16 protein-coding genes are annotated in these 17,772 nt (G+C 72.2%); 14 read left to right on the top strand and 2 right to left on the bottom strand.

The genetic code is table 11. From position 1 onward, the window contains the following. Positions 1–14: 14 nt before the first annotated feature. Positions 15–950 carry a carbamate kinase gene (gene arcC / locus HD595_RS02375; protein ID WP_253765335.1) on the bottom strand — a complete coding sequence of 312 codons (936 nt, stop codon included), beginning with the start codon at positions 948–950 and terminating at the stop codon, positions 15–17. Between the two features lie 43 nt (positions 951–993). Continuing rightward, positions 994–2,238 carry an arginine deiminase gene (locus HD595_RS02370; protein ID WP_253765334.1) on the bottom strand — a complete coding sequence of 415 codons (1,245 nt, stop codon included), beginning with the start codon at positions 2,236–2,238 and terminating at the stop codon, positions 994–996. 136 nt (positions 2,239–2,374) lie between these two features. Here HD595_RS02370 and pyrR point away from each other — a divergent pair, with 136 nt between their 5' ends. The 14 genes from pyrR to metK all read left to right on the top strand — a co-directional run bounded on the left by pyrR (position 2,375) and on the right by metK (position 17,735). Continuing rightward, positions 2,375–2,920, top strand: a complete 546-nt coding sequence (gene pyrR / locus HD595_RS02365; protein WP_175588778.1) for a bifunctional pyr operon transcriptional regulator/uracil phosphoribosyltransferase PyrR — start codon at positions 2,375–2,377, stop codon at positions 2,918–2,920. Beyond that, positions 2,917–3,837: an aspartate carbamoyltransferase catalytic subunit gene (locus HD595_RS02360; protein WP_253765333.1), complete on the top strand. Its 921-nt coding sequence runs from the start codon at positions 2,917–2,919 to the stop codon at positions 3,835–3,837. The genes pyrR and HD595_RS02360 overlap by 4 nt, the downstream gene beginning before the upstream one ends. Continuing rightward, positions 3,834–5,120, top strand: coding sequence for a dihydroorotase (locus HD595_RS02355; protein ID WP_253765332.1), 1,287 nt, complete (start codon positions 3,834–3,836; stop codon positions 5,118–5,120). The genes HD595_RS02360 and HD595_RS02355 overlap by 4 nt, the downstream gene beginning before the upstream one ends. A 229-nt stretch (positions 5,121–5,349) precedes the next feature. Then, on the top strand, positions 5,350–6,456 hold the full coding sequence (carA, locus tag HD595_RS02350) for a glutamine-hydrolyzing carbamoyl-phosphate synthase small subunit (RefSeq protein WP_253765331.1): 1,107 nt from the start codon (positions 5,350–5,352) through the stop codon (positions 6,454–6,456). Beyond that, positions 6,443–9,733 carry a carbamoyl-phosphate synthase large subunit gene (gene carB, locus HD595_RS02345; RefSeq protein WP_253765330.1) on the top strand — a complete coding sequence of 1,097 codons (3,291 nt, stop codon included), beginning with the start codon at positions 6,443–6,445 and terminating at the stop codon, positions 9,731–9,733. The genes carA and carB overlap by 14 nt, the downstream gene beginning before the upstream one ends. 37 nt (positions 9,734–9,770) lie before the next feature. After that, positions 9,771–10,637 (top strand): dihydroorotate dehydrogenase electron transfer subunit, encoded by an 867-nt coding sequence (locus HD595_RS02340; protein WP_253781021.1) that lies wholly within the window; start codon positions 9,771–9,773, stop codon positions 10,635–10,637. Between the two features lie 151 nt (positions 10,638–10,788). Further along, entirely contained in the window at positions 10,789–11,766 is a 978-nt protein-coding gene (locus HD595_RS02335) for a dihydroorotate dehydrogenase (RefSeq protein WP_253765329.1), read from the top strand. After that, on the top strand, positions 11,763–12,461 hold the full coding sequence (pyrF, locus tag HD595_RS02330) for an orotidine-5'-phosphate decarboxylase (RefSeq protein ID WP_253765328.1): 699 nt from the start codon (positions 11,763–11,765) through the stop codon (positions 12,459–12,461). Before HD595_RS02335 ends, pyrF begins: the two co-directional genes overlap by 4 nt. An 810-nt stretch (positions 12,462–13,271) precedes the next feature. Further along, positions 13,272–13,595, top strand: coding sequence for an integration host factor, actinobacterial type (gene mihF, locus HD595_RS02325; RefSeq protein ID WP_020541698.1), 324 nt, complete (start codon positions 13,272–13,274; stop codon positions 13,593–13,595). A 137-nt stretch (positions 13,596–13,732) separates the two neighbouring features. Then, on the top strand, positions 13,733–14,305 hold the full coding sequence (gmk, locus tag HD595_RS02320) for a guanylate kinase (protein ID WP_253781020.1): 573 nt from the start codon (positions 13,733–13,735) through the stop codon (positions 14,303–14,305). 5 nt (positions 14,306–14,310) lie between these two features. Further along, positions 14,311–14,580, top strand: coding sequence for a DNA-directed RNA polymerase subunit omega (gene rpoZ / locus HD595_RS02315; RefSeq protein WP_175588770.1), 270 nt, complete (start codon positions 14,311–14,313; stop codon positions 14,578–14,580). 8 nt (positions 14,581–14,588) lie between these two features. Continuing rightward, positions 14,589–15,956 carry a bifunctional phosphopantothenoylcysteine decarboxylase/phosphopantothenate--cysteine ligase CoaBC gene (coaBC, locus tag HD595_RS02310; protein WP_253765327.1) on the top strand — a complete coding sequence of 456 codons (1,368 nt, stop codon included), beginning with the start codon at positions 14,589–14,591 and terminating at the stop codon, positions 15,954–15,956. Between the two features lie 96 nt (positions 15,957–16,052). Further along, positions 16,053–16,421, top strand: a complete 369-nt coding sequence (locus HD595_RS02305; protein WP_253765326.1) for a hypothetical protein — start codon at positions 16,053–16,055, stop codon at positions 16,419–16,421. A 126-nt stretch (positions 16,422–16,547) separates the two neighbouring features. Then, entirely contained in the window at positions 16,548–17,735 is a 1,188-nt protein-coding gene (gene metK, locus HD595_RS02300) for a methionine adenosyltransferase (protein ID WP_253765325.1), read from the top strand. Positions 17,736–17,772 lie beyond the last annotated feature (37 nt).

The following is a 17,772-nucleotide window of genomic DNA, read 5'->3' as shown; positions in this document are numbered from 1 at the left end:
AACCTCCTACGGACCTAGAGCGTGCTCGTCAGCGGCCAGCGGGCGTTGGGCGTGACGATGGTGCCCGCGGAGCCCTCCAGGATCTGCTCCGCCTGGTCGAGCCGGCCGATGGCGGCCATGTCGCCGGTCGTCTCGACGAACCTGCACGCCGCCTCGACCTTCGGCCCCATCGAGCCGGCCGGGAAGTCGAGCGCGCGCAGCTCGTGCGGGGTGGTGTGGCCGATCTCGCTCTGCGCGGGAGTGCCGAAGCCGCGCATCACGCGCGGCACGTCGGTGAGGATGAGCAGCGCGTCGCATTCGAGGGCCTCGGCCAGCATCGAGGCGGTCGCGTCCTTGTCGATGACGGCCTCGACGCCGGACAGCCGGCCGTGCTCGTCGCGGATGACCGGCACGCCGCCGCCCCCGGCGCAGATCACGATGACCCGCTCGCCCAGCATCCGGCGGATGAGCCGGGTCTCCACGACCCGCTGCGGCGCGGGGGAGGGGACGACCCGCCGCCAGTAGTCGCCGTCCTGTTTGACGCTCCAGCCGTACTCCTCGGCCAGCTTGGCGGCCTCGTCGCGGTCGTAGACCGGGCCGACGAACTTGCCGGGGTCGTCGAAGGCCGGGTCGACGGCCGAGACGAGCGTCTGCGTGACCATGGCGAGGACCTGACGGCCGGGCAGCGCGTTCTGCAGGGCCTGGAGCATCCAGTAGCCGATCATGCCCTGGGTCTGCGCGCCCAGCGCGTCGAACGGGTAGGGCCGGGTCAGGTGGTGGTCGGTGGCGCTCTCTAGGGCCAGCAGCCCGACCTGCGGGCCGTTGCCGTGCGTGATGACCAGCTCGTGCCGCTCGGCCAGGCCGGCCAGCGTCCGCACGGCGGCGGCCACGTTGGCGACCTGCGTGTGGGCGTCCGGCTTCTGCTGCCGTTGCAGCACCGCGTTGCCGCCCAGGGCGACGATGACCCGCATCCGGCCCCCTCCCCGTTCCCGTCCCCGATCCCGTCAGATCCCGTCAGATGCCGTCGCGTTCGAGCGGGCAGCTCATGCAGCGCGGCCCGCCGCGGCCCCGGCCCAGCTCGCTGCCCCGGATGGTGATGACCTCGATGCCGTTGTCGCGCAGGAAGTTGTTGGTCGTGGTGTTGCGCTCGTAGGCGACGACCACGCCGGGCTCGACGGCCAGCGCGTTGCAGCCGTCGTCCCACTGCTCCCGCTCGGCGGCGTACACGTCCTGGGTCGGCGTGAGCACCTTGATGTCGTCGAGGCCGAGCGCGCGGGCGATGGCCCGGTGCATGTCCTCCGGCGGGTGGTCGGTGACCTTCAGCTCCTTCTCGGTGTCGCCCGGCTCGATCGTGTACGACGGCAGCATGCCGAGCCCGGCGTACTTGGTGAACACGCCCACGTCCACCATGGTCATGACCGTGTCGAGGTGCATGAAGGCGCGCGCCTTCGGCATGTGCAGCGCGACGATCCTGGTCACCGAGCCGGCCTGGAACAGCCGCTGGGCGAACATCTCGACGGCCTGCGGGCGGGTGCGCTCGCTCATGCCGACGAGCACGGCGCCGCGGCCGATGACGAGCACGTCGCCGCCCTCCAGCGTGGCCGGCGCGACCGCGTGGCCGGGCAGCCAGACGTGGAAGCCGCCCTTCTGCGGCACGCCGAAGCCGTCGGCGAACGTGGGGTGGTACTGGTAGACCGCCTCCATGTTCACGGTCTCGCGCATGCGGGCCTTCTTGCGCATCGCGTTGATCGAGACGCCGTCGTACACCCAGCACGAGGTGTCGCGCGTGAACAGGTGGTTGGGCAGCGGAGGCAGCACGAAGCCGTCCTCCGGCAGCGAGTGGTAGGCGACCGACTTGGGGTCGCAGCCCAGCTCCGCGAGCTCTCTCTTGGTGATCCCGCCCGTCAGGTACGTCTGCAGCGTGGCCGAGTCCATCGCGTCGAGCGTGTTGCGCACGTCGTCCACCGCCAGGGGACCCATGAAGCGCTCGTCCACGATCGCGTCCAGGATGTGCTTGCGGGCCTCGGGGATCTCGACCGTCTCGCGCAGCAGGTCGGCCAGGATGTGCACCTCGACGCCGCGACGGCGGAGCGCGTCCTGGAACTCCTCGTGCTCCTCCATCGCCCGCTGCACCCACAGGACGTCGTCGAACAGGAAATCGTCCTTGTTGGTGGGCGTCAGCCGCTTGAGCGCCAGGTCGGGCTTGTGCAGCAACACCTGCCGGAGCCGGCCCACCTCCGAATCGACATGGAACGTCATTGTCTGTCTCTTCCCCGAGGAGCGCGGTGTCACGCGGATGGCCCCGCCCTGTTGTGGCTGGTGACGCCTGGTAATGTGAGTGCGGCCAAACCCTTTAAGACCCGTCCCGTGAGGCGGGAAAGGTGGTGAATTCCCCATGTCCGAATCCAGGGCCGTCCTTGAAGGCCCGGACATCCATCGGGCGCTGACCCGCATCGCGCACGAGATCCTCGAGCGCACGAAGGGCGCCGGCGAGGTCGTCCTCCTCGGCATCCCGACCCGCGGCGCCACGCTGGCGCGCCGCCTCGGCGACCGCATCGAGCAGTTCGAAGGGGTCAAGATCCCCGTCGGCTCGATCGACATCACGATGTACCGCGACGACCTGCGGCTCAAGCCGGCCCGGCCGCTCGGCCGCACCGAGCTGCCGCCCGACGGCATCGACGGCAAGACCGTCGTGCTGGTCGACGACGTCCTCTACTCCGGCCGCACCGTGCGCGCCGCGCTCGACGCGCTCAACGACCTCGGCCGGCCGACCTCCGTGCAGCTCGCCACGCTCGTCGACCGGGGCCACCGGGAGCTGCCCATCCGCGCCGACTACGTCGGCAAGAACCTGCCGACCGCGAAGAGCGAGAAGGTCAAGGTCTACCTGGAGGAGACCGACGGGCGCGAGGCCGTCCTGCTCATCAAGGAGGGCGCCAAGTGAACCGCCACCTCATCTCCGCCGGCGACCTCACCAAGGACGACGCGCTGCTCATCCTCGACACCGCCGAGGAGCTGGCGAGGGTCTCGGAACGGTCCATCAAGAAGCTGCCCACGCTGCGCGGACGCACCGTGGTCAACCTGTTCTTCGAGGACTCCACCCGCACCCGCATCTCGTTCGAGGCCGCGGCCAAGCGCCTGTCGGCCGACGTGATCAACTTCTCCGCCAAGGGGTCGAGCGTCTCCAAGGGCGAGTCGCTCAAGGACACCGCGCTCACCCTGGAGGCCATGGGCGCCGACGCGGTCGTCATCCGGCACGGCGCCTCCGGCGCGCCGCACCGCCTGGCCACCTGGGTGCGCGGCAGCGTCGTCAACGCCGGCGACGGCACCCACGAGCACCCCACGCAGGCGCTGCTCGACGCGTTCTCGATGCGCCGCCGCCTCGGCGGCCTCGACGGGCGCCGCATCACGATCGTGGGTGACGTGCTGCACAGCCGGGTCGCCCGCTCCAACGTGCTGCTGCTGGCCACGCTCGGCGCCGACGTCACGCTGGTGGCGCCGCCCACGCTGCTGCCGGTCTCGGTCGGGAGCTGGCCGTGCGAGGTCTCCTACGACCTCGACGCGGTGCTGCCGAAGTCCGACGCGGTGATGATGCTGCGGGTGCAGAAGGAGCGGATGAACGCCGCGTACTTCCCCAGCGAGCGCGAGTACTCCCGCCGCTACGGCCTCGACCGCGACCGGTTCGCCAAGATGCCCGACCAGGCCATCGTGATGCACCCCGGCCCGATGAACCGGGGCATGGAGATCGCCGCCGAGGTGGCCGACTCCCCGCGCTCGACCATCGTCGAGCAGGTCGCCAACGGGGTGACCATCCGCATGGCCGTCCTGTACCTGCTGCTCGGGGGAGAGACCCTAGCATGATCATCAAGAGTGTTCGGGTTCTCGGCGGGGAACCCGTGGACATCCGTGTCGAGGACGGCCTGATCGCCGAGATCGGTCCCGGCCTGAGCGGCGGCGAGGTCGTGGACGGCGGGGGCGCGATCGCCCTGCCCGGCCTCGTCGACCTGCACACCCACCTGCGCGAGCCCGGCCGCGAGGACGCCGAGACCGTCCTGACCGGCACCCAGTCCGCCGCCCGCGGCGGCTACACCGCCGTCCACGCCATGGCCAACACCTCGCCCGTCGCCGACACCGCCGGCGTGGTCGAGCAGGTGTGGCGGCTCGGCCGCGAGCACGGCCACTGCGACGTGCAGCCGGTCGGCGCGGTCACCGTCGGCCTGGAGGGCGAGCGGCTGGCCGAGCTCGGCGCGATGGCCGACTCCGCGGCCCGGGTCCGCGTCTTCTCCGACGACGGCAAGTGCGTCAGCGACGCGGTGCTCATGCGGCGCGCGCTGGAGTACGTCAAGGCTTTCGACGGCGTCGTCGCCCAGCACGCCCAGGAGCCGCGGCTGACCGAGGGCGCCCAGATGAACGAGGGCGTCGTCTCCGGACGGCTCGGCCTGACCGGCTGGCCCGCGGTCGCCGAGGAGGCGATCATCGCCCGCGACTGCCTGCTGGCCGCGCACGTCGGCTCCCGCCTGCACGTGTGCCACGTCTCCACCGCCGGCTCGGTCGAGATCATCCGCTGGGCCAAGTCCAAGGGCTGGAACGTCACGGCCGAGGTCACCCCGCACCACCTGCTGCTCACCGACGACCTCGTCGAGGACTCCCCGGTGGGCGCCTACAACCCCATCTACAAGGTCAACCCGCCGCTGCGCACCCGCGCCGACGTCGAGGCGCTGCGCGCCGCGCTGGCCGACGGCACGATCGACGTGGTCGCCACCGATCACGCCCCCCACCCGGTCGAGGACAAGGAGACCGAGTGGTCGGCCGCGGCCATGGGCATGATCGGCCTGGAGACGGCGCTCAGCGTGGTCCAGGAGGCCATGGTCGACACCGGGCTGCTCGACTGGGCGGGCGTGGCCGAGCGCATGTCGGCCGCCCCGGCGCGCATCGGCCGCCTGCCCGGCCACGGCCTCGCCCTGGAGGCGGGCGCGCCGGCCAACATCACCCTCTACGACCCGTCCGTCCGCACCCCGGTCGATCCGTCCGGCTACGCGTCCAAGAGCAGGAACACGCCCTATGAGGGCATGACGCTGCCGGGCCGCGTGGTGGCGACGTTCCTGCGCGGCCGGCCCACCGTCCTCGAAGGGAAGCTCACTTGACATCCACCCTGTCCTCGCCGGACCGGGTTTCCCGGGTCACCCCGGGCGGTTCGCGGTTCACGGCCCCGCCCAGCGGCTGGAGGGCTCCCCGCGCTGCAACCCCATGCCCTGGGGCCGTCAAGCACGTCGGCTTGGTTATCGCCGGCGCTCCGAACTCTAGTGGACGGAGTCGAGAGAACATGGCCATCCGCACAAGCTCCGCAGATTACGGCTCCCTGGTGAGGTTCCGGTGACCGAAGCGCTACTCGTACTCGAAGACGGGCGGACCTTCCGTGGGACCCCCTACGGCGCCGAGGGCGAGACGTTCGGCGAGATGGTCTTCAACACCGGCATGACCGGCTACCAGGAGACCCTGACCGACCCGTCCTACCACCGGCAGATCGTCGCGATGACGGCCCCGCACATCGGCAACACCGGCGTCAACGACGAGGACCCCGAGTCGGGCCGCGTGTGGGTGGCCGGCTACGTCGTGCGCGAGCCGTCCCGCGTCGTCTCCAACTGGCGCGCCAACCGCTCGCTCGACGACTACCTCAAGGAGCAGGGCGTCGTCGGCATCGCCATCCCCGGCACCCGCGCCCTGACCCGCCACCTGCGCGAGCGCGGCGCCATGCGCGCCGGCATCTTCAGCGCGCCGGCCGAGCCGGTGGAGGCCCTGGTCGAGCGGGTACGGCAGGCGCCGGTCATGGAGGGCGCCGACCTGGCCGCCGAGGTGGCCACCGCCGAGCCGTACGTGGTGCCCGCCATCGGCGAGAAGCGCTACACGGTCGCGGCCGTCGACCTCGGCATCAAGGGCATGACCCCGCACCGCATGGCCGAGCGGGGCTGCGAGGTGCACGTGCTGCCCGCGACCGCCACCGCCGAGCAGATCCTCGGCCTGCGGCCCGACGGCGTGTTCTTCTCCAACGGCCCCGGCGACCCGGCCACCGCCGACGTCGAGCCGCTGCGGGAGGTGCTGGCCAGCGGCACCCCGTTCTTCGGCATCTGCTTCGGCAACCAGCTCTTCGGGCGCGCTCTGGGCCTTTCCACCTACAAGCTGCGCTACGGCCACCGCGGGGTCAACCAGCCGGTCCAGGACGTGCGCACGGGCAAGGTCGAGATCTCCGCGCACAACCACGGGTTCGCCGTCGAGGCGCCGCTGGAGGGGCCGTTCGACACCCCGTTCGGCCCGGCCGAGGTCAGCCACGTCAACCTCAACGACCGCTGCGTGGAGGGCCTGCGCCTGCTCGACGGCCGCGCCTTCAGCGTCCAGTACCACCCGGAGGCCGCCGCCGGCCCCCACGACGCCGCCTATCTGTTCGACGAGTTCTGCGAGGTCATGAACCGTGCCCAAGCGTGAGGACATCAGGTCGGTCCTGGTGATCGGCTCCGGGCCGATCGTCATCGGACAGGCGTGCGAGTTCGACTACTCCGGCACCCAGGCCTGCCGCGTGCTGCGGGCCGAGGGGTTCCGGGTGATCCTGGTCAACAGCAACCCCGCCACGATCATGACGGACCCGGAGTTCGCCGACGCCACGTACGTCGAGCCGATCACCCCCGAGTACGTCGAGAAGATCATCGCCAAGGAGCGGCCCGACGCGCTGCTGCCGACCCTGGGCGGCCAGACCGCGCTCAACACCGCGGTCGCGCTGCACGAGTCGGGCGTGCTGGAGCGCTACGACGTCGAGCTGATCGGCGCCGACTTCGACGCCATCCAGGCCGGCGAGAACCGCGAGCGGTTCAAGGAGATCGTCGCCAAGGTCGCCCGCGAGCACGGCCTCAACGCCGAGTCGGCCCGCTCGGTCATCTGCCACACCATGGACGACTGCCTGGCCGCCGTGGGCGAGCTGGGCTACCCGCTGGTGGTGCGGCCGTCGTTCACCATGGGCGGCGTGGGCTCCGGCTTCGCCTACGACGAGTCCGACCTGCGGCGCATCGCCGGCGCGGGCCTCGACGCGTCGCCGACCACCGAGGTGCTCCTGGAGGAGTCGATCCTCGGCTGGAAGGAGTACGAGCTGGAGGTCATGCGCGACAAGGCCGACAACGTCGTCATCGTGTGCTCCATCGAGAACATCGACCCGATGGGCGTCCACACCGGCGACAGCGTCACCGTCGCGCCCGCGCTGACGCTGACCGACCGCGAGTACCAGAACATGCGCGACGTGGCCATCGCGGTCATCCGCGAGGTCGGCGTCGACACCGGCGGCTGCAACATCCAGTTCGCGGTGGACCCGCGCACCGGCCGCATGATCGTCATCGAGATGAACCCGCGCGTGTCGCGCTCGTCCGCGCTGGCCTCCAAGGCGACCGGCTTCCCCATCGCGAAGATCGCCGCCAAGCTGGCCATCGGCTACACCCTGGACGAGATCCCCAACGACATCACCCGCGAGACGCCGGCCTCCTTCGAGCCGACCCTCGACTACATCGTGGTCAAGGTGCCGCGCTTCGCCTTCGAGAAGTTCCGCGGCGCCGACCGCACCCTGACCACGCACATGAAGTCCGTGGGCGAGGCCATGGCGATCGGCCGCTCCTTCCCCGAGGCGCTGCAGAAGGCGCTGCGCTCGCTGGAGAAGTCCGGCTCGTCGTTCTCGTGGGCGCCCGGCGAGCTGCCCGCCAAGCAGGAACTGCTGGACGCCTGCCGCACCCCGCACGACGGGCGGCTGCGCACCATGCAGCAGGCCATCCGGGCCGGCGCCACGGCCGCGGAGCTGTACGAGGCGACCAGCGTCGACCCGTGGTTCATCGACCAGCTCTTCCTGCTCGACGAGGAGGCCGCCGAGCTGGCCGCGGCGACCGAGCTGACCGCCGGCGTGCTGGAGCGGGCCAAGCGCCACGGCTTCAGCGACGCGCAGATCGGCGAGATCCGCGGCGTCGGCGAGGCGCGGGTGCGCGACCTGCGCCACGCCCTCGGCGTCCGCCCGGTCTACAACACGGTCGACACCTGCGCCGCCGAGTTCGCCGCCAAGACCCCGTACCTCTACTCGACCTACGACGAGGAGAACGAGGTCCCCGCCGGCGAGCGGCCGAAGGTCATCATCCTCGGCTCCGGCCCCAACCGCATCGGGCAGGGCATCGAGTTCGACTACGCGTGCGTGCACGCCTCGTTCGAGCTGTCGCGGGCCGGGTTCGAGACCGTCATGGTCAACTGCAACCCCGAGACGGTCTCCACCGACTACGACACCTCCGACCGGCTCTACTTCGAGCCGCTCACGCTGGAGGACGTCCTGGAGGTGGTCCACGCCGAGCAGCAGACGGGCCCGGTCGCGGGCGTCATCGTGCAGCTCGGCGGGCAGACGCCGCTGGGCCTGGCCCAGGCGCTCAAGGACGCCGGCGTGCCGGTCGTCGGCACCTCGCCCGAGTCGATCCACCTGGCCGAGGAGCGGGGCGCGTTCGGCCGCGTCCTGGCCGAGGCCGGGCTGCCCGCGCCCAAGCACGGCACCGCCACCACCGTGGCCGGCGCGCTGAGCGTGGCGGGCGAGATCGGCTACCCCGTGCTGGTGCGGCCGTCGTACGTGCTGGGCGGCGCCGGCATGGCGATCGTCTACGACGACGAGACGCTGAGCGGCTACATGGCGGCCCAGGAGGGCGGCCACCCGGTGCTGGTCGACAAGTTCCTCGACGAGGCCATCGAGATCGACGTCGACGCGCTCTACGACGGCGAGGAGCTCTACCTCGGCGGCGTCATGGAGCACATCGAGGAGGCCGGCATCCACTCCGGCGACTCGGCGTGCGCCCTGCCGCCCATCACGCTCGGCAGCCACGACATCAAGCGCATCCGCGCCGCCACCGAGGGCATCGCCCGCGGCGTCGGGGTGCGCGGCCTGCTCAACGTCCAGTACGCGATGTCGGCCGGAGTCCTGTACGTCCTGGAGGCCAACCCGCGGGCCAGCCGTACCGTGCCGTTCGTCTCCAAGGCCACGGCGGTGCCGCTGGCCAAGGCGGCGGCCCGGGTCATGCTCGGGGCGACGGTCGCCGAGCTGCGCGCCGAGGGCATGCTGCCCGCCGAGGGCGACGGCGGCACGCTGCCCATGGACGCGGCCATCGCGGTCAAGGAGGCGGTGCTGCCCTTCAACCGCTTCCGCGGCGTCGACACCGTGCTCGGGCCGGAGATGCGCTCCACCGGCGAGGTCATGGGCATCGACCGGTTCTTCGGCGTCGCCTACGCCAAGTCCCAGGCCGCCGCCTACGGCGAGCTGCCCACCAAGGGACGCGCGTTCGTGTCCGTGGCCAACCGCGACAAGCGTGCGATGATCTTCCCGGTGCGGGCGCTGGCCGACCTCGGCTTCGAGATCCTCGCCACCGAGGGCACGGCCGAGGTGCTGCGCCGCAACGGCGTCCATGCCAAGATCGTGCGCAAGCACAGCGAGGGGCCCGGGCCCGGAGGTGAACCGACGATCGTGCAGTGCATCCTCGAAGGCGAGGTGGACCTGATCGTCAACACGCCGTTCGGCAGCCCCGGGCAGTCCGGCCCGCGTCTCGACGGGTACGACATCCGCACCGCGGCGGTGCTGCGCGGCGTCCCGTGCATCACCACGGTCTCAGGACTCGCGGCGGCCGCCGCGGGCATCCAGGCCATCGTCCGGGGCGATGTGGGCGTACGGTCCCTCCAGGAGCACGCGCAGGCGCTGCGGGGCTAGCAGGGGGTCCTGGGCGGCCCACAGGAGGTGAAGGAGACTGGCCGGCACTCCGGTGCAGGTGACGGGCACGGTGCTGACGACGCGCCGCGTCGACGCCTACCATGCGCTGACGGTGGTGGCGCCCGGCATCGCCGAGCGTCACCGGCCCGGCCACTTCGTGTCCGTCGCCGTCGGCGGGCCGGGCACGTCCATGATCACCCGCCGGGCGTTCACCGTCCACGACGTCAAGCCCGACTACGGCGGCACGGTGGAGCTGGTCTTCACCGTGCGCGGCCCGGGCACGGCCTGGCTCGCCGAGCGGCGCGCCCGCGACACGCTCAACCTGGTCGGGCCGCTCGGGCGGCCGTTCCCGCTGCCGCGCGACCCCGTCCACTGCGTGCTCGTCGGCGACGAGTACGGGGCGGCGGTGCTGTTCCCGGTGGCCGACGCCCTCATGGAGCGCGGCTGCCGGGTCGACTTCCTGCTCGGCGGCGCGAGCGCCGACCGGGTCTTCGGCGCCATGCGGGCCCGCCGCATGGCCGCCACCACCACGCTCACCACCGAGGACGGCTCGCTGGGGCTGCGCGGCAAGGTCACCGACGCGCTGCCGTCGGTGATCGCCGACACCCGCGCCGACGCCGTCTACGCCTGCGGCCCCATGGACACGCTGCGGGCGGTCACGGCCGTGGCGATGGAGTTCGACATCCCGGTGCAGGTGGCGGTGGAGGAGTCGATGGCCTGCGGGATCGGCGTGTGCATGACGTGCGTGCTGCCGGTCATCGGTGACGACGGGGTGACCCGGATGGTGCGGGCCTGCGCCGACGGGCCGGTCTTCCGGGGGGAGCGGGTGCGGTTCGAGGACGTCGGGACGATCCCGTTCGACGCCCTGGGCGCGCCCGGGGGCGGTGCCCGCCATGCCGGCTGAGCGCCCGGGGGCGGTGCGCGCCATGCCGGCTGAGCGCCCGGGGGCGGTGCGCGCCATGCCGGCTGAGCGCCCGGGGGTCGCGGCCGCCGGGCCGGCTGACGACTGTGCCGACGGCTGTCCCGCTGTTCCGCGCGGGCGCGGGTGAGGTGACATGCCCGTCGACATGCGCACGTTCCTGGCGCACGTGGAGCTCGCCAACCCCGTCACCACCGCCGCCGGATGCGCCGCCTCGGGCCGCGAGCTGGCCCAGTTCTTCGACCTGCACCGGCTCGGGGCGCTGACCACCCGCTCGGTCACCATGGCGCCGCGCGCGGGCCGTCCGACGCCGCGCATGGCCGAGACCGCCTCCGGCATGCTCAACTCCGTCGGCCTCCAGGGCCCCGGCATCGACGCCTTCCTCGAACGCGAGCTGCCCTGGCTGGCCCAGCGCGGCATCAGGACCATCGTCTCGGTCGGCGGCGGCACCGTCGCGGAGTACTCCGAGCTGGCCCGCAGGCTCGCCGACGCGCCCGGCGTCACCGCGCTGGAGGTCAACCTGTCGTGCCCCAACATCGAGGACCGCGGCCGGGTCTTCGCCCGCGAGGGGGCCGCCGCGGCCGAGGTGATCGCCTCCGTGCGCTCCATCATGCGCTACGACGTCCCGGTGGTGGCCAAGCTGGCACCGGACGTGGCCGACATCGTGTCCGTCGCCCGCGCCTGCGTGGACGCCGGGGCAGACGCGCTGTCCATGATCAACAATCCGCTCGGCATGGCCATCGACACCGTGGCGCTGCGGCCCTCGCTGGCCGCCGTGACCGGCGGGCTGTCGGGTCCGGCCATCCTGCCGCTCGCCGTACGGTGCGTGTGGCAGGTGCACGCCGCGCTGCCCGGCGTGCCGCTGATCGGCGTCGGCGGCGTCATGACCGGCGACGACGCCTTCCAGCTCATCCTGGCGGGCGCCTGCGCGGTCGGGGTGGGCACGGCGCTGTTCCACGACCCGTACGCGTGCCTGCGCATCGAGCGCGAGCTGGAGGACCTGCTCCAGGCGCGCGGCTTCCAGCGGCTGGCCGACGCCGTCGGCCTGGCCCACCGCCCGCCGGGGAGCGCCCCCCGGCACCTGCTCGTCGACTCTGAGGAGAGCTCCCCGTGACGCCCGCACCCATCGCCGTCGCCCTCGACGCCCCTGACCTGGAGACCGCCGCCCGCTGGGCCGGGCTGGTGACCCCGCACGTCAGCACCGTCAAGGTCGGCCTGGAGCTGTACCTGCGCTACGGGCCCGACGTCATCGCCTCCGTGCGCGGAGCCAGCGGCGTCCGCGTCTTCCTCGACCTGAAGCTGCACGACATCCCCAACACGGTCGCCGGGGCCGCCAGGGCCGTCTCCCGGCTGCGCCCGGCCATCCTGACCGTCCACGCCGCAGGAGGCCCCAAGATGATCCGGGCGGCCGTGGAGGCCGCCCCGCACACCCAGATCGCCTCCGTGACGGTCCTCACCTCGCTCGGCGAGGCCGACCTGGCCGCCATCGGCCTGGCGGGGCCGGCGGACGACGCCGTGCGGCGGCTGGCCGCCATGTCGGTCGAGGCGGGCGCCACGGCGCTCGTGTGCAGCCCCAACGAGGTGGCGGCGGTCCGGGCCGAGGTGGGGCCGGACATCACCCTCATCACGCCGGGGGTGCGTCCGGCGGGGGCCGACGCGCAGGACCAGGCCCGGGTGGCGACGCCGGAGCAGGCGCTGGCGGACGGCGCCGACCTGCTGGTGATCGGGCGGCCCATCACGGCCGCCCCGGACCCGGGGGCCGCGGCCGCCTCGATCGCCGCCGCCCTGCGCCGCACGACGCCTTCCTGAGCCCCCAGGGCCGTCCTGCGGCCCCTCGAAGCCCTCTGTGCTCCCCGGGGCGGCCACTGCGCCGCTCCTGGGGCCTGCGCCCTTCCACGGGCCTGCGCCGCTCCTGGGCGTCTGCGCCCCTTCGCGGGGTTCCGCGCATCGTGCACGGGTCGGCTCGCGCACGGGTCCCGCCGTGCCGGGCCTGCCGCCCCGGCCTCGCCCTGACGGCCGTCCGGCGCTCTGTGGGCCCGTGACGCGGCCCGGGAGCCCGGGTTCGCGGTCGTCGGGCCCGCACCGCTCCGTGGGGCGTTCGGCGGACCCCTGAGCGCCCCACGGAGAGCACCCGTCGCCGGGCCGCTTCCGGAGCCGGGCGCCGCCGCCCCGCCGGCGGCAGACCGCGCCGCGAAGCACGGCCTGCCGGACACCGCCCGCACGCGCGGCCGCGAGATCCCGCCCGAAGGCGTGACGAGGCCACGCGGAGCCGGCGTCCCCCGGGCCGGGGAGCGTCCCCACGAACAAGATCAAATCTTGCCACAAGCCTCGCCCGAACGCGACCCGGCCGGGTTTGGGACGCCGTTCGACGTGGGGTTTCGGACATAGAGATCGCCAATAATGCGATCTTCGTCCGTTTTGGCGCCGGCCTTCCCGGGCGTCGGCCGACGTCGGAAGTGCAAGCGATTTCATCAGCACACCGTAGTGACATGGCCACACAAAGTGACGAAGTTGACTTTGTCGGGGGAGAAACTGGACTTGGCGTTGCTTAGGGGCTGATGACCAGCTAGTTTCCAGTGCCGTCCGAGTACGTCGACAAGAAATTCGAGGTGACCCGGCGTGGCTCTTCCTCCCCTGACCCCTGAGCAGCGCGCCGCAGCCCTGGAGAAGGCTGCCAAGGCCCGTAAAGAGCGTGCCGAGGTCAAGAACCGGCTCAAGCACGGCGCGGTATCTCTGGCTGAGGTGCTCAAGGATGGGCAGACCGACGACGTCATCGGCAAGATGAAGGTGTCGGCTCTGTTGGAATCGCTCCCCGGCGTGGGCAAGGTCCGCGCCAAGCAGCTCATGGAGCGGCTCGCCATCGCCGAGTCCCGCCGCGTGCGGGGTCTCGGCGCGAACCAGAGGGCTTCCCTCGAGCGCGAGTTCGGTGGCAACGAGAGCTAGTCTCTGTTCCACACGAAAGCGCAGGTTCGACGGGGGGTAGGAAGGTGACCGAGAGGTCCTGGTCCGGCGATGCAAGGGCCCGAGAGGCGGTCCGCGCCGGGACGAAGGTCGACTTCCTCCCCTCCGGTGAAAGGCGCCTGACGGTTCTCTCGGGACCGTCGGGCGTCGGCAAGTCCACGGTCGTCGCCGAGATCCGGCGGGCACACCCCGAGGTGTGGCTGTCGGTCTCGGTGACCACCCGCCGGCCCCGGCCCGGCGAGGTGAACGGCCTGCACTACTTCTTCGTCGACGGCGCCGAGTTCGACCGGCTCGTCGAGGCGGGGGAGCTGCTGGAGTGGGCGGAGTTCGCCGGCAACCGCTACGGCACGCCGCGCGCGGCCGTGCTGGACAAGCTGGCCGCGGGCGTCCCCACCCTGCTGGAGATCGACCTGGAGGGCGCCAGGCAGGTCCGCCGGACCATGCCCGACGCGCTGCTCGTCTTCCTCGCCCCGCCCACCTGGGAGGAGCTGGAGAAGCGGCTGCGCGGGCGCGGCACCGAGCCCGAGGACGTCATCGCCCGCCGCCTGGAGGCCGGGCGGATCGAGATGGCGGCCGAGAAGGAATTCGACCTCACCCTGGTGAACACGGATGTCAAAGACGTGTGCCACCGGCTGATAGCCTTGATGACCGACCCTCTGGGGGTCACCACCACCACCAACCGAGAGGTCTGACCATCGTGGCAAGCACGGCCCCGGTCGCCGAGGGCATCACCAACCCTCCGATCGACGCGCTGCTCGACATCGTCGACAGCAAGTACTCCCTGGTCATCATGGGCGCCAAGCGCGCTCGCCAGATCAACGCCTACTACTCCCAGCTCGGCGAGGGCCTGCTCGAGTACGTCGGCCCGCTGGTCGAGACGCACGCCCAGGAGAAGCCGCTGTCCATCGCCCTGCGCGAGGTCTCCGAGGGCCTGCTCAACGCCGAGCCCATCGAAGGCGCGGTCTGACCCCTTCGATGAAGGTCGTCCTCGGCGTCAGCGGCGGCATCGCGGCCTACAAGGCGTGCGAGCTCCTGCGGCTCTTCACCGAGTCGGGGCACGAGGTGCGGGTGGTGCCGACCCGTGAGGCGCTGCGGTTCGTGGGCGAGCCCACCTGGGCCGCCCTGTCGGGCCATCCCGTGTCGTCCGAGGTGTGGGACGACGTCCACGAGGTGCCCCACGTCCGCATCGGCAAGGGCGCCGACCTCGTCGTGGTCGCGCCCGCGACCGCCGACGTGCTCGCCAGGGCCGCCCACGGGCTGGCCGGCGACCTGCTCACCAACACCCTGCTGACCGCCCGGTGTCCCGTGGTGTTCGCTCCCGCGATGCACACCGAGATGTGGCAGCACCCCGCCACCCGCGCCAACGTCGAGACGCTGCGCGAGCGGGGCTCCATCGTGATCGACCCGGCCGTGGGCCGGCTCACCGGCGCCGACACCGGGCCCGGCCGCCTGCCCGACCCGGCCGAGATCTTCCAGGTGTGCCTGCGCGTGCTGCGCGGCCGCCCCCGCGATCTGGCCGGACGCAAGGTGGTGATCTCCGCCGGCGGCACCCGCGAGCCCATCGACCCGGTCCGCTACATCGGCAACCGCTCCTCCGGGCTGCAGGGCTACGCCCTGGCCCGCACGGCCGTGGCCAGGGGCGCCGAGGTGACCCTGGTGGCCGCCAACGTCGCCCTGCCCGACCCGGCCGGCGCCACGGTCGTGCGCGTCGAGTCCACGGCCGAGCTGCGCGAGGCCGTGCTCGCCGCGGCGCCCGGCGCCGACGTGGTGGTCATGGCGGCGGCCGTCGCCGACTTCCGGCCCGCCGTCCGGCACGACTCGAAGATCAAGAAGACGGACGGGGAGCCGGACGCCATCACCCTGGTCAAGAACCCCGACATCCTGGCGGAGCTGGGCGAGCTGCGCCGCGCCGCCACGGGGGTCGTCCCGGCGGCCGCCTCAGGGGCCGTCCCGGCGGGCGCCTCAGGGGCCGTCCCGGCGGGCGTCGCCGGCGCCGCGCCCGGGCCCGGCGGTCTTCCGCCGTACGCCGGAACGGGGGAGCGGAGCCCCGAACGGCCGGGAGAGCGGAGCCCGGCCGCGGGGGAGCGCGGGCCGTCCCCGAAGGTGATCGTCGGCTTCGCGGCCGAGACCGACGACGTGCTCGCCAACGGCCAGGCCAAGCTCGCCCGCAAGGGCTGCGACCTGCTCGTCGTCAACCAGGTCGGCCCGGGCCTGGCCTTCGGCACCCCCGACAACGCCGCCGTCGTGCTCGTCGCCGGCGGAGCGCCCGTCGAGGTGCCGCGCGGCCCCAAGGAGGACGTCGCCGACGCCGTCTGGGACCTCGTGGCCTCCCGTCTCGCCTGAGCCGCGCTGGAGCGCCGCTTCCGGACCGCTCGATTACCGGATCGGCTGTTGCAGCACCCCTTCGGGCTGCGGATACTTGGCACGAAGGGGGACCCGATGCCGGTGAGTTCCGCTGTCAGGGATCGTTGCAGGACGCTGCTCGGCCAGCAGGAGCAGATCCTTTACGTCTTCCCCGCGCTGTCCATCGGCCCGCCCGGAGCCGCCAACTTCCTCATCGTCGTCACGGACAAGGCCATCTCGGTGCTCGCCACCCGCATGCTCAGGACCGACCGTCCCGTCTCCGTCCACGCCGCCTTCCCGCGCCACACCCGGCTCGGGCCGATCATGCAGGCGCCACGCCCCGTGATCGAGCTCGGGTCCATGGCGTTCGAGGTCGACGAGGAGTACGCGGCGGTCGTGGCCGCGGCCGACGCCGAGGTCTTCGCCCCCGAGACCCTTCCCCTCGATCCATTGCCCTATCTGTGAAGTCCCTGTTCGCGTGGCGGTTTCGCGACCGGCGCGCGGGTAGGGCTAGACTTTCGCGAGGCCCTGGCCCGTACAGCAGCCGGAGCCGCACATCCGTCAGCAGCCGCTGCATGAGGAGCCACTGAGTTGTCACGCCGCCTGTTCACCTCGGAGTCGGTCACCGAGGGCCACCCGGACAAGATCGCTGACCAGATCAGTGACGCGATTCTCGACACCATGCTCAAGGACGACCCCAAGAGCCGGGTCGCCGTCGAGACGTTGATCACCACCGGCCAGGTCCACGTCGCGGGCGAGGTGACGACCGAGACCTACGTCGACATCCCGGGCGTCATCCGCGAGAAGATCCTGGAGATCGGTTACGACGCCTCCCACAAGGGCTTCGACGGCGCCTCGTGCGGCGTTTCGGTGTCCATCGGCGCGCAGTCGCCCGACATCGCCCAGGGCGTCGACGACGCCTACGAGCACCGCGTCGGCGGCGACGGCGACGAGCTCGACCGGCAGGGCGCCGGCGACCAGGGCCTCATGTTCGGCTACGCCTGCCGCGAGACCCCCGAGCTGATGCCGCTGCCGATCACGCTGGCCCACCGGCTCGCCAAGCGCCTGGCCGACGTGCGCAAGTCCGGCACCGTGCCCTACCTGCGTCCCGACGGCAAGACCCAGGTCACCATCGAGTACGACGGCGACCAGCCGGTCCGCCTCGACACCGTGGTCGTCTCCACGCAGCACGCGGCCGAGATCGACCTCAAGGAGATGCTGACGCCCGACATCAAGGAGCACGTGGTCGACCCCGTGCTCGCGGGCCTCGACATCGACACCGAGGGCTACCGCCTGCTGGTCAACCCGACCGGCCGTTTCGAGATCGGCGGCCCGATGGGCGACGCCGGCCTCACCGGCCGCAAGATCATCATCGACACCTACGGCGGCATGGCCCGCCACGGTGGCGGCGCCTTCTCCGGCAAGGACCCGTCCAAGGTCGACCGCTCCGCCGCGTACGCGATGCGCTGGGTAGCCAAGAACGTCGTGGCCGCCGGCCTGGCCGACCGCTGCGAGGTCCAGGTCGCCTACGCCATCGGCAAGGCCCAGCCGGTCGGCCTGTTCGTCGAGTGCTTCGGCACCGAGAAGCTGCCGGTGGAGAAGATCCAGGAGGCCGTCCTCCAGGTCTTCGACCTCCGCCCGGCCGCGATCATCCGCGACCTCGACCTGCTGCGCCCGATCTACTCGGAGACGGCCGCCTACGGTCACTTCGGCCGCGAGGGCTTCTCCTGGGAGTCCACGGACCGCGCCGAGGCGCTGCGCGCCGCCGCCGGTCTCTGAGCCCGCGGATCGTCCGCGACGGATGCCGCGTCCCGCT

Source organism: Nonomuraea roseoviolacea subsp. carminata (genome assembly GCF_024172185.1).
Lineage (GTDB): Bacteria > Actinomycetota > Actinomycetes > Streptosporangiales > Streptosporangiaceae > Nonomuraea > Nonomuraea roseoviolacea.
Note: the sequence above shows the minus strand (reverse complement) of the source record. Positions and strands in the feature narration are given on the sequence as shown.